The sequence below is a fragment of the Pseudomonas sp. TUM22785 genome (assembly GCF_028198105.1).
Classification (GTDB): Bacteria; Pseudomonadota; Gammaproteobacteria; order Pseudomonadales; family Pseudomonadaceae; genus Metapseudomonas; species Metapseudomonas solani.
Genome location: NZ_CP116239.1, coordinates 1,518,682 through 1,530,933, shown reverse-complemented (window position 1 = coordinate 1,530,933; position 12,252 = coordinate 1,518,682). Strand labels below are relative to the sequence as shown.

11 protein-coding genes are annotated in these 12,252 nt (G+C 69.7%); all 11 read right to left on the bottom strand.

Going from position 1 to position 12,252, the window contains the following annotated elements; translation table 11 throughout:
• Positions 1 to 3: 3 nt before the first annotated feature.
• Positions 4 to 762 (bottom strand): enoyl-CoA hydratase family protein, encoded by a 759-nt coding sequence (locus PI990_RS07165; protein ID WP_271660200.1) that lies wholly within the window; start codon positions 760 to 762, stop codon positions 4 to 6.
• 13 nt (positions 763 to 775) lie between these two features.
• A complete protein-coding gene (locus PI990_RS07160; RefSeq protein WP_271660199.1) occupies positions 776 to 1,843 on the bottom strand; it encodes an NAD(P)H-dependent flavin oxidoreductase in 1,068 nt (355 codons plus the stop codon).
• Positions 1,843 to 2,709, bottom strand: coding sequence for an enoyl-CoA hydratase (locus tag PI990_RS07155; RefSeq protein WP_271660198.1), 867 nt, complete (start codon positions 2,707 to 2,709; stop codon positions 1,843 to 1,845). The genes PI990_RS07160 and PI990_RS07155 overlap by 1 nt, the downstream gene beginning before the upstream one ends.
• Before the next feature lie 12 nt (positions 2,710 to 2,721).
• A complete protein-coding gene (locus PI990_RS07150) occupies positions 2,722 to 3,534 on the bottom strand; it encodes a CoA-transferase subunit beta (RefSeq protein ID WP_271660197.1) in 813 nt (270 codons plus the stop codon).
• 22 nt (positions 3,535 to 3,556) lie between these two features.
• Positions 3,557 to 4,438, bottom strand: coding sequence for a CoA transferase subunit A (locus PI990_RS07145; protein WP_271660196.1), 882 nt, complete (start codon positions 4,436 to 4,438; stop codon positions 3,557 to 3,559).
• 10 nt (positions 4,439 to 4,448) lie between these two features.
• Positions 4,449 to 5,339, bottom strand: coding sequence for a VOC family protein (locus PI990_RS07140; protein WP_271660195.1), 891 nt, complete (start codon positions 5,337 to 5,339; stop codon positions 4,449 to 4,451).
• An 814-nt stretch (positions 5,340 to 6,153) separates the two neighbouring features.
• Positions 6,154 to 7,719, bottom strand: a complete 1,566-nt coding sequence (locus tag PI990_RS07135) for a FadD3 family acyl-CoA ligase (RefSeq protein ID WP_271660194.1) — start codon at positions 7,717 to 7,719, stop codon at positions 6,154 to 6,156.
• Positions 7,720 to 7,787: 68 nt separating this feature from the next.
• Positions 7,788 to 8,561 (bottom strand): SDR family NAD(P)-dependent oxidoreductase, encoded by a 774-nt coding sequence (locus tag PI990_RS07130; protein WP_271660193.1) that lies wholly within the window; start codon positions 8,559 to 8,561, stop codon positions 7,788 to 7,790.
• Between the two features lie 181 nt (positions 8,562 to 8,742).
• Positions 8,743 to 9,801: a ferredoxin--NADP reductase gene (locus PI990_RS07125; RefSeq protein WP_271660192.1), complete on the bottom strand. Its 1,059-nt coding sequence runs from the start codon at positions 9,799 to 9,801 to the stop codon at positions 8,743 to 8,745.
• 12 nt (positions 9,802 to 9,813) lie between these two features.
• Complete coding sequence (locus PI990_RS07120; protein WP_271660191.1) at positions 9,814 to 10,572, bottom strand: glucose 1-dehydrogenase; 759 nt, start codon at positions 10,570 to 10,572, stop codon at positions 9,814 to 9,816.
• A complete protein-coding gene (locus PI990_RS07115) occupies positions 10,569 to 12,245 on the bottom strand; it encodes an FAD-binding protein (RefSeq protein ID WP_271660190.1) in 1,677 nt (558 codons plus the stop codon). The genes PI990_RS07120 and PI990_RS07115 overlap by 4 nt, the downstream gene beginning before the upstream one ends.
• Positions 12,246 to 12,252 lie beyond the last annotated feature (7 nt).

Below are 12,252 nucleotides of genomic sequence, written 5' to 3'. Positions count from 1 at the left end.
GTGTCAGCCCTTGAAGTTGGCGGCGCGCTTGTCGACGAAGGCATCGCGGGATTCCTGGGAATCCAGCGAGCGGTAGGCCTGCAGGGTGAAGCCCTGTTCCCAGCGGTATTTGTCTTCGAGGTTGCCGTCCTCGATGCCGGTGAGGGCTTCCTTGGCCAGGGCGATCATGGCCGGGCTCTTGGCGGCGATCTTGGCGGCGATCTCCAGGGCCGCGTCGCGCAGCCGCTCGCGGGGCACCACGCGCTCCACGGCGCCCAGGCGGTGGGCCTCGGCGGCGTCGATCAGCTCGCCGGTGAAGTACATGTGGCGCACCTTCTGCACCGGGAACAGGCGCTGCAGGTGGGCGCCGCCGCCCATGGCGCCACGGTCCACCTCGGGCACGCCGAAGCGCGCGCACTCGGAGGCGACGAGGATGTCCGCCGCGCCACACAGGCCGATGCCGCCACCGAGCACGAAGCCGTGCACGGCGATGACCACCGGCTTGGGGTTGCGGTGCACGGCGCGGAAGCTGTCGTAGTTGCCCTTGTTCACCGCGACTATGAGGCTGTCGTCGGCGGCCAGCTCCTTGATGTCGACCCCGGCGCAGAAGCCCCGCCCTTCGGCGCGGATGACGATGACGCGCACCTCGGGCGCCGCGCCCAGGCGCTCCAGCTCGGCGGCGATGGCAGCCCAGCCGCGGCTGTCGAAGGCGTTCACCGGCGGGTGGTCGAAGACCATCTCGGCGATGCCGTTGTCGAGACTGACGTGAAACGGTGTGGTCATGGCCTTATCCCCCTCAGGACGCACGGCGGCACAGCTCGGCGAGCCGTTGCTCGGCCTGCTGCACGATGGATTCGATGAGTTCGGCGCAGCCCGGCAGGCCGTCGATGGCGGCGGCGACCTGGCCGGCGGGCAGCACGCCTTCGGCCGGCTGGCCGTCGACCATGGCCTTCTGGATCACCATCGGCGCGTTGGCGGCCATCAGCGTCTGTGCGGCGCTGAGGCCGTCGTTGCCGCGCATCTTCAGGGCACTGGCCAGCAACCCGGCGAGGCTGGCACCGCTGTGGCGGCGGTAGGCCAGGGCACTGCGCAGGGCCAGCAGCAGGCGGCCGAGCCCGCCGGAGCGCTCCAGGGCGTCGAGCAGTTCGTTGCGGATCATCCGTTGCGGCATGCCATCGATGGCGCGGCTGACGATGATCGCCGCCGGGTCGCGCACCTGGAGGTAGCGCTCCAGGGTGGCCGCCGGCACCGGGCTGTCGGCGCTCATCAGGAAGCGCGTGCCCATGGCGATGCCTTCGGCGCCCAGGGCCAGGGCCGAGACCAGGCCGCGCCCGTCCTTGAAGCCGCCGGCAGCGACCACCGGCACCTGGACCGCGTCCACCACCTGGCCGAGGAGGATGGCGGTGGGCACCGAGCCGGTGTGGCCGCCGCCCTCGCCGCCTTGCACGGTCACCGCGTCGGCGCCCATCTCCACGGCCTTCACCGCGTGTTTGAGGGCGCCCACCGTGGGGATGCAGACCACGCCGGCATCCTTGAGCCGGCCGATCATGGCCTTGCCCGGCGAGCGGCTGTAGCTCACCGCGCGCACGCCGTGGCGCAGCACCAGCGTGACGATCTCCTCGGCGTTGGCCTGGTACATGTGGAAGTTGACGCCGAAGGGCCGGTCGCTGAGGCGCTGGGTCTGCAGGATGGCGTCTTCCATGCGCGCCGGCTCGATGGTCGCCCCGGCGAGGAAGCCGAAGCCGCCGGCGTTGCCCGTGGCGGCCACCAGCCTGGGGTCGGCGACCCAGCCCATGGCGGTCTGGATGATCGGGTAGCGGCAGCCGAGCAGGCGGGTCAGGCGTGTTTCGAGGGAAATCGCCATCAGGCCTCCGACGGGTTGCGCTGGGATTGCGCCATGGCGCGGGCGTCGTAGCCGCCCAGCTTGTCGCCGCTGACCAGCTCGTTGTGGGCATGGGCGAAGTGGTGCAGGCCGAACACCATGTCCATGGTGGCGCGCTTGCCCATCAGGTCCTCGGCGTTGTTCACCGCCTGCTTGGTCAGCTGCAAACCCAGGCGCGGCATCTGCGCGATGCGCCGGGCCACGTCCAGGGTCACGTCCAGCAGCACGTCGCGGGGCACCACCTTGTTGACCATGCCCATCTGCCAGGCGCGCTCGGCGCCCATGCGCTCGCCGAGGAAGAGGAATTCCTTGGCGATGCGCGGGTTGAGTTCGTGCACATGGGCGAAGTACTCGACGCCGGGGATGCCCATGCGCACCACCGGGTCGGAAAAGAAGGCGTCGTCCGAGGCGATGATCAGGTCGCAGACCCAGGCCAGCATCAGGCCGCCGGCGATGCAGGCGCCCTGGACCATGGCGACGGTGGGCTTGGGCATGTCGCGCCAGCGCCGGCACATGCCCAGGTACACCTCCTGCTCGCGGGCGTAGAGGAACTCGCCGCCCGGCTTGCCGACGTGGTCGTACCAGAGGCTGGCGCGCTCGAAGCTCTGGTCGACGTCGCGCCCCGGGGTGCCGATGTCGTGCCCGGCGGAGAAGTGCTTGCCGGCCCCGGCGAGGACGATGACCTTCACCGCGTCGTCGTCGCAGGCGCGGCGGAAGGCGGCGTCCAGCGCGTAGGTCATGCGCGAGTTCTGCGCGTTGTGGTACTCGGGGCGCTGCATGGTGACCAGGGCCAGCGGGCCCTGCACCTCGTAGCGCACCACCTGCTCTTCGGCCTGTTCGTGGTTCATGGGCTGCTCCGCCTAGTGGACCGTGGCCCGGGCGCGCACGCCCGGCGGGTTGTCCTTGAGCTGGCTGGCGCGCAGGTTGTGCGGGTCCAGCTGCTGGATGAGGATCAGTTGTTCGAGGGTCGGCGCCGCCGTGGTGGGGATCTTCTGCGGCACGTGCAGCGGGAAGGCGGTGGCGTCCAGCACCTCGTCGACGCTGACGCCGGGGTGCAGCGAGCGGATGCGCATCTGCCGCTCGGGGCCGTGGAAATCCAGCACGCAGAGGTCGGTGACGATCAGGCGGATGTCGATCTCGTCCAGCGACCAGCCCCGCGCCAGGCGCGCCGGGTTGTAGCCCACCGAGGCGACCACATCCACCTCGCCGTCGACGAACACGCGGCGGTTGTGGCTGGCCACCAGGAAGGAGTTGGCGTGGCTGATGGAGTTGCCGGGGAAACCGCGCACGCCGAGCATCTGCGACTTCGGCCGGGCGTGGTCGCCGATGCAGGAGATGTTGGCCTGGCCGTAGCGGTCGATCTGCACCGGGCCCACCAGGGCGTGGCGGTGGCCGCTCCAGACGTTGTCGAAGATGCGCGAGAAGCCCATCCAGCTGTCGTAGCGGGGCTGGTAGCCGTCACGCGGGCCGAGCGGCACGGGCTCGGCGACCATGAAGGCTTCGGAGTCGGTCATCATCAGCCGGGCGTTGCTGTTGAGCATGGCCAGGGACGCGGCCAGGCGCTGCAACACGCCGATACCGGTGGCGAGCACCTCGCCGTCGTCGGCGAAGGCCTCGGCGGCCGCGCAGATCATCAGCTCGGCGAGGCTGTAGGGTTGTTTGGTGGCGGTCATCTCGGCCTCCTCGATGTTCGATTCAAAAAACCGGGAGTGGCAGTTGGCGGATGGCATTGAGCCCGCCGACCCGTGCGAGGTATTCGTCCTCGCCGCAGTTCACGTAGCGCTCCACGTAGTCGAGCCAGCCGTCCGGCTCGCTGGCCGAGGCGTTGTAGGCCTTGAAGTGCGCGGTATCGAAGCCGTACAGCGGCGCGCAGGACGACGGGTGCGCCCCGCCCGGCAGGTGCACCACGGCGCTGGTGAGGTTGCGTTCCCAGAACACCTGGCGGGCGCGCATCGGGTCCTGGTGGAACCAGTCGCTGTCCACCAGCTCGTCGCAGCTGACATAGGCCTTGTCGGCGGCGCGCACGAAGAGGTCATCCATGTAGTGGTCGGGCCCGGCGATCTGGCACACGCCCCGGGCGTCGGCGCGGTCGACATGGACCAGCGCGGCATCCAGCTTCAGGGCCGGCATGGCGACCCAGTCGCGGCTGTCGTCATAGGGCGAGGTGACCAGCTTCAACTGCGGGTTGAGGCGCAGCACGTCGGTGCCCAGGCCCAGGGCGGTGGGTATGAAGGGCACGCCCATGGCCGCGGCCTTGAGGCCGAGCAGGAGCATGCCTTCGTCGATCTCGGTCACCTCCACGGCGCCGGCCTGGCGGGCCTTGCGGAAGTAGGGTTCGAGGGGGATGAAGTCCAGCGAGACGAAGGCGTACACCAGCCGCCGCACCTTGCCGGCGGCGCAGAGCATGCCCACGTCGGCGCCGCCATAGGCGACCACGGTGAGGTCCTTGAGGCCGGAGCGGAGAATCTCGCGCACCAGCGCCATGGGCTTGCGGCGCGGGCCCCAGCCACCGATGCCGATGGTCATGCCGTCGCGCAGCTGGCCGACCGCGTCGGCTGCCGTCATGCGTTTGTCCATGGGGTGCTCCTTAGCCGCGGCCGACGCTGAAGTCGTGGCCCCAGTGGCTGACCACGGTGCTCTCGAAGGGGGTGTGGGCTTCCCAGTCCATGACCTTGCCGCCGCAGCCGTACTCCAGGTCGAAGCCTGCGGGGGTCTGCATGTAGAAGCTGGTCATCTCGTCGTTGACGTGGCGGCCGAGGGTGGCGGAGAGCTTCACCTCGTGGGCGAGCATGCGGTCATGGGCGCGGCCGACGTCGTCGAGGCTGTTGACCTCCACCATCAGGTGCACACAGCCGGAAGGGATCGGGCATTCGAACAGCGCCAGCGAGTGGTGCCGGGCGTTGTTGCAGTGGAGGAAGTGGATGCGCTTCTCCGGCTCGGCCGGGTCGGGGGTGAAGCGCACCTTCATCAGGTCCGACAGGCCGAAGCCCATCACCCGCTCGTAGAAGTCCAGGCAGCGGTCGAAGCTCGGCGCCGGCAGCACCGCGTGGCCCATGCCCAGGGCGCTGGTGACGAAGCCGGAGACACCGGCGGGCGATGCGAAGGGGGCGAAATCCTGCAGCGGGCCCCAGAACAGCTCGTGGCGGTTGCCATCCGGGTCGGCGAAGCGCGCCAGCGCCTGCACCTTGCGCGCGGCGGCATCGGCGGCGCTGCCCCGCTGCACCTGCACATCGGCAGCCTGCAGCTCGGCGATGGCCTGCTCGAACTGTGCCTTGCCGGCCACTTCCCAGCCGCAGGCGCCGTAGCCGTCACGGTCCGCGCGCTCCACCAGGATGCGGTAGGCGCGCTCGTCCATCTTCAGGAACAGCCGCTCGGCCGTGGCCTCCACCATCATGCCCAGCACGTCGGTGGCATAGCGGTGCCAGCGTTGCAGGTCTGTCGAGGCTACGGTGACGTAACCCAAGCCACGGATGTCCATGCGCTTCTCCTCATCGTCGTTATCGCCGCATACGGGGTGCGGGCTCTATGGAACCGATTAAATCGGCTGCACCGGGAGGGGGCATCGTCCGATGGGACTAGCGCGAAAGGCGCATGGCGCGGGGGTTGTGGAGGCGCGTCTGTACGCCGGGGGTAACCCGACAAATCCGTGCACGGGACCACGCGGGTTTCACCCGCCCTACAGCAGCGCGTGGGGCTTGACCGCTGCGTAGGCTGTGCGTGCGGAGATAACCGCTGCGGGTGGAGGTCGCTTTTTACCTCCACCAGGGCGGAGTCGAGCGCGACACAGGTGCATGCCTGGAGCTCCGCATTGATGGGTTTCGCGGAGCTCTACCCATCCTACGGCCCTACAAGCCCGCCTGGTGGAGTCGCGGAACCCCGTAGGTCGGGTGCAACACGACAAGTCCGTGCACAGGAGCCACGCGGGTTTCACCCGCCCTACGGCTGTGCATGGGGCATGACCGCTGTGTAGGGTGGAGGTCGCTTTTTACCTCCACCAGGGCGGAGTCGAGCGCGGCACAGGTGCATGCCTGGAGCTCCGCATTGATGGGTTTCGCGGAGCTCTACCCATCCTACGGTCCTACAAGCCCGCCTGGTGGAGTCGCGGAACCCCTTAGGTCGGGTGCCGTGCACAGGAGCCACGCGGGTTTCACCCGCCCTACGGTCGCGCACGGGCATGACCGCTGCGTAGGGTGGAGGTCGCTTTTTACCTCCACCAGGGCGGAGTCGAGCGCGGCACAGGTGCATGCCTGGAGCTCCGCATTGATGGGTTTCGCGTAGCCCGGGCTACAGGTTCAGACCATCGCCCGCAATGCGTCCTTGGTGACCTTGCCGGCGGCGTTGAGGGGCATGGCGGAGAGCACCCGTGCGCGGCGCGGGACCTTGTAGTTGGCCATGTGCTCGCGGCACCAGGCGAGGAAGGCGTCGGCGTCGAGGCGCTGGCCGCCGGCGGGCAGGAGGAAGGCCATGGCCACCTCGCCCAGGCGCTCGTCGGGGATGCCGATCACCGCGGCCTGGGCCACGCCCGGGTAGGTGAGGATCACCTGCTCGATCTCCGCCGGGTACACGTTGAAGCCGCCGGTGATGAACATGTCCTTGATGCGGTCGGTGATGCGCAGGTAGCCCTGCTCATCGAGCACGCCGATGTCGCCGGTGTGCAGCCAGCCCTCGGCGTCGATGGCCTCGCCCGTGGCCTCGGGGTTGTTGAAATAGCCCCTCATCAGGTTGTAGCCACGCACCAGCAGCTCGCCCGGCTGGCCCGGCGGCAGCGGGTTGCCGGCGGCGTCGACGCAACGCACCTCCACGTCGGGGAAGGCGCGACCGGAGGTGGTGGCGATCACTTCCGGCGCATCGTCGGGGCGGCAGATGGTGACGAAGCCGCAGGCCTCGGTGAGGCCGTAGGCGGTGACGATGGTTTCGAAACCCAGCTCGCGGGCCATGCGCCGGACCATCTCCACCGGCACCGAGGCGGCGCCGGTGACGGCCACACGCAGGCTGGAGAGGTCGTAACGCTCACGGCCGGGGAAGCCGAGGATGCTCTGGTACAGGGTCGGCGGGCCGGGCAGCACGCTGACCTTTTCGCGGGCGATGCGCTCGAGCATCACCGGCACGTCGAACACCTGCTGCGGCAGGATGCAGCAGCCGCCCATCAGCGCCGCCAGCCAGCCGGCCTTGTAGCCGAAGCTGTGGAAGAACGGGTTGACGATCAGGTAGCGGTCGCCCGGGCGCAGGCCGACCATGGCGCTCCAGTCACGGACGATGCGCAGGTTCTGCCCGTGGGCGCTCATCACCCCCTTGGGCTTGCCGGTGGTGCCGGAGGTGAACAGCAGGTCGGAGAGGCTTTCGCCGTCCACTTGCGCCTCGCGCCGTTCCAGCTCCGCTGGCGCGACTTCATCCCCCAGGGCCAGGAAGGCCTCCCACTCCAGGCAGCCCTCCGCCGCGCCACGCAGGCACACACGCCGACGCAGCGCCGGCAGGTGCTCACCCGCCAGCAACGCCGGGTAGTCGGTGCCGAGGAATTCACCGATGACGAACAGCAGGCTGGCACCGCTCTCGCGCAGGATGTAGCCCGCCTCGGCGCCCTTCATCCGCGTGTTCAGCGGCACCAGCACCGCGCCCACGCTCTGCAGGGCGATGGCGGCGATGATCCATTCGTGGATGTTCGGCGCCCAGATGGCCACGCGCTCGCCATGGCCCACCTCCAGCGCCAGCAGGGCACGGGCGGCGCGGCGGCGCAGCTGGTCGAGCTGCTGGTAGCTGAGGCGGGTGCCGTCGTCCTCTATGGCCGGGGCTTGGTCGTAACGAACCGCCGCAGCGGCCAGCAACTGGGGGATGGTCAAGGTGCTTTCCAGGTTGGGCATGGGCGTTTCTCGGGCGCGAAGGGGCAGCGGCCGGGCACAGGGCCCGGCCGTGGTTGGGTGAAGGTGGATCAGGCCTGCGGCGGTGCGAAGCGACGACCGGCGGAGAAGCCGCCGTCGACGGCGATCATCTGCCCACTGACGAAGGAGGCATCGTCGGAGGCGAGGAACAGCGCCACGCCGGCCACCTCGTCCGGCTGCCCGGCGCGGCAGAGCATGTGCTGCGAGGCGAAGAAGGCATGGAAGGCCTCCTGCTCCTTGACCATCTGCGTCATGGGCGTGTCGATCAGCCCCGGGCACAGGCCGTTGACCCGCACATTGGCGTGGCCGTAGTCGATGGCCATGGAGCGGGTGAGCTGGGTGATGCCGCCCTTGGCGGTGTTGTAGGCGGCGTTGCCGTCGCAACCCTGGAGCCCGAAGATCGAGCCGAAGTTGATGATCGAACCGCTGCGCTGGGCCAGCATCGACGGCAGCGCGTGCTTGCTGGTGAGCATGCTGCCGGTGAGGTGGATATCCAGCACCCGGCGCCATTCCTCGGTGCTGGTCTCGGTGATGCTTCCACGGCTGGCGATGCCGGCGGCGTTGACCAGGGCGTCGATGCGGCCGAAGCGGCTGACCACCTCCTGCATCACCTCCTCGACCCGCGCCTCGTCGCGCACATCCAGGCTCATGAACAAGGGCGCCGGGCTGACCCCTTCCAGGCTCGCGGCGATATCCGCGCGCGGCTCACCGATATCCAGCCCGACCACCTGCGCGCCCTCGGCGGCGAAGCGGCGGACGCAGGCCAGGCCGATGCCCGATGCGGCACCGGTGATGACGGCGACCTTGTTCGACAGACGTGCCATGGGAAACCTCCTCGTTTGTTATTGGAATGGAGCTTTCGGCGGAGTCTACCCAAGGCGCGGGGCGGATTGATCGTCCATTGGGACTAGCCGGCACGCCAAGAAAAAGCCCGGCCGGAGCCGGGCGAAATTGGCACAGAACTACAGACTCAACACCGCCCCGCAGGGCGGTAGCACCCGGCTGTCACCCCGGGAACTTCAGTTTCAGCCGCGCGCTGCCGGCGCGGCCCTGGCATGCCAGGGTCCAGCCTTCGGCGAGTTCGGCGGGGCTGAGGATATCGTTGCGGGCGAGCAGCACCTCGCCCTCTTCCACCTGGCACATGCAGGCGCCGCAGAAGCCCTCCTCGCAGGAGAACGGCACGTCCAGCCCGGCGGCGCGGCAGCTCTGCAGCAGGGTGTGCCCCGGCTGCACCGGCACCTCGGTGAGCCGGCCGTCCAGCTCCACCAGCAGCTGTTCCACGGCGGCGCCGTCGGGCACCGGCAGGGGCTCGCCGGCGTCCGGGTCGGGCGGCGAGACGAAGCGCTCCACATGGATGCGCGCGGCGTCCTCCCCCAGCCCCAGCAGCGCCCGCTCCACGGTGTCCATGAAGGGGCCCGGCCCGCAGATGTAGAACTCCGCGCCGGCGTGGCCACGCACCAGCTGGCGCACCTGGCCCTCGTCGAGGAAGCCCTGCACCGAGTCCAGCACGTGCACCACCTCCAGGCGTTCGACCTGGGCGCGGGCGATGGCACGCAGCTCGTCGCGGAAAATCACCGAGGCCTCGTCGCGGTTGGCGTACACCAGCTTGATGCGCCGCGCGCTGGTCTGCAGGGCCGACTTGAGAATGGAGAACACCGGGGTGATGCCCGAGCCACCGCCGAACAGCACCAGGTCGTGCTCCCCCGGGCGCAGGTGGAAGTGCCCGGCCGGCGGTAGCACCTCCAGATGGTCGCCGGGGTGCACCTGGTCGTTGAACCAGTTGGACACCCGCCCGCCGTCCACCCGCTTGATGGTGACCTTGGGCAGGGCGTCGCAATCCGGCGAGCTGGACATGGAGTAGCAGCGCGTCAGCCGCTTGCCGCCGAGCGCCACGCGAAAGCCGAGGTACTGCCCCGGCTTGTAGCGGAAGCGCTCCTGCAGCTCGGCCGGCACCCGCAACACCAGGGAACGGCTGTCGTGGGTTTCGGCGATCACCTCGGCCACCTCCAGGTGGAAGGCGCCGGACTGCTGGGTTTCGATCACAAGAGGCTGCGCGCTGCCCATGGCCATCTCCGTTCAGAGCAGGCCGCTGATGGTCTGCGCGTTGTCGATGCGCAGCTCGCTGCCGCTGATGAAGCGCGACTCGTCGGAGGCGAGGAACAGCACCAGGGCGGCGATATCCCGCGGGGCGCACATGCGGTTCAGCGGGTTCTTGTCCAGCTCGCCCTGGGGGATCGCCTGACCGCCGGTCAGCGCCTGGGTCATGGGCGTATTGATGCCGTCCGGGTGCACGCTGTTGCAGCGGATGCGGTAGCCCTGGTGCTTGCAGTGCAGCGCCACGGAACGGGTCAGCGCCGCCACCGCGCCCTTGGAGGCGGAGTAGGCGCAGAAGGCCGGCATGCCGCCCAGGGCCGCCACCGAGGACATGTTGACGATGGAGCCGCCGCCGCTGTCCTTCATCGCGCCGATGGCGTACTTGCAGCCGAGGAAGTAGCCGTCGCTGTTGATGCGCTGCACCTTCTGCCACAGCTCCAGGCTGGTGTCCTCGACGCTGCCGACGGCGAGGATGGCGGCGTTGTTCACAAGCACGTCTAGGCGGCCGAATTTCTCCAGGGTGAGCTTGATGACGTTCTGCCAATCCGCCTCGCTGGCGATGTCCTGGCGGATGAACAGCGCCTCGCCCCCGATCTCGGCGGCCACCTGGCGGCCGGCCTCTTCGTTGAGGTCGGTGAGCACCACCCTGGCGCCTTCGCTGGCCAGCAGCAGCGCGTCTTCGCGACCGACGCCACTGGCGGCGCCGGTGACGATGCAGACCTTGCCTTCGACTCGTTTCATCGTTGTTCTCCTTGATAAGCCAGAGCGGCACGAACCAGGCCCGCCACATGGGCGCCGACCCGCCGCCCGGAATGGACGCAGTCGGCCAGCGACAGGCCGGACACATAGAAATTGGAAGCGACGCCCACGGCGTTGCGGCCGGCGGCGAACAGGCCGGCGACCGGCTGGCCGTCGGCACCGAGCACCTGGCCGCTGCGCTCGCACACGGCCAGGCCGCCGAGGGTGATCACCGGGCAGGGGAAAAGCCTGCTGGCGAAGGACAGGTCCAGGGCGTACCAGGGCCCGGCGTCCAGCTCGGCGAGGAAGCCGCGCGACTTGCCCAGGGCGTCCTCGCGCTCGCCACGGGCCGCAGCGCTGTAGTCGGCGAGGGTGCGCTGCAGGTTGCCCAGCGGCAGCCCGCTGCGCTCGCTCAGCTGCGCCAGGGTGTCGCCACGGCGGGCGTTGAACAGCATGTTGAGCACCGCCGGCAGGCGCTGGAAGCTCCACACCTTGCCGGGGCCGACCTGGGCGAAGGCTTCCTTCAGCAGCGCGCGGTTGAGGATGAGCACGGCGCGGCCACCCTGTTCCTCGACCATGGCGTGGCCGAGCTTGGCGCCGTAGACCTCTTCATTGCAGTAACGCAGGCCCTGGTCGTTGACGATCACCCCACGGGCCCAGGCCAGCGGCGGGTTGATGAAGCGCCAGGCGCTGGCCCGCTCCATGCGCGACAACTCGCCACCGACGCTGGCCCCCAGGCGGATGCCGCTGCCGTCGCAGCCGCTGGTGCCCAGGGGCAGGCCGTCGAGGTAGCGCGGTGCATGCACGCCGAGCATGGCGCGGTTGAAGACGAAGCCGCCGGCACTGAGCAGCACGCCGTGCTCGGCGCGGATCAGCCGGCGCCGCGCATGCTCGCGCTCCAGGGTGCGCAGGCGGCGGCGCCAGCGTTCGGCCAGGGCCGGTGCGTAGGGATGGATGGCGTCGGTCCAGCGCGACAGCCGCGCATGCTGCTTCGCCGCACGGCTGCCCGTGGGCAGTTCCCAGGCCTCGACGCCGATCACGGTGCAGGACGCATCCAGCACCAGGCGCTGCACTTCGCACTGGCTGCGCAGGCGCACGCCCAGGCGCAGCGCGCTGGCGGCCAGGGGGCGGAACAGGTTGATGCCGGACATGCCCGAGCCCAGGGCGCGGTGGCCACGGGGTGCCGGGCGGGCCTTGGCGGCGTATTCGGGCACCGCCTCGTTGCCGGAGTAGTAGAGGAAGTACTGGTCGCTGGGGTAGGAGGTTTTCAACGGCGGCACGCTGCCCTGGAAGGCGGCGCCCTGGCGCTCCAGCCAGGCGAGGTTGGCGCGGCTGGCGTCGCAGAACCCGCGCAGGGTTTCGGTGCTGACCGCATCGCCCACCTCTTCGCGCAGGTAGGCGTACATGGCTTCGGGGCTGTCTTCGACGCCCGCCTCGGCCTGCTGCGGCGTGCCACCGCCGGCATAGACCACCCCGCCGCTGCGGGCAGTGGCGCCGCCACCGGCGAAACGGTCCAGCGCCAGCACCGACAGCCCCTGCTCGGCGGCCTCGATGGCGGCACAGACACCGGCGCCGCCGAAGCCGACCACCAGCAGGTCGGCGCTGTCGTCCCAGTCCAGCTGCGCGGCGTCATGCACGCGCAGCGGGGCGTGCGGGTCCTGCTCCATGGCCGTCATGGCGCCC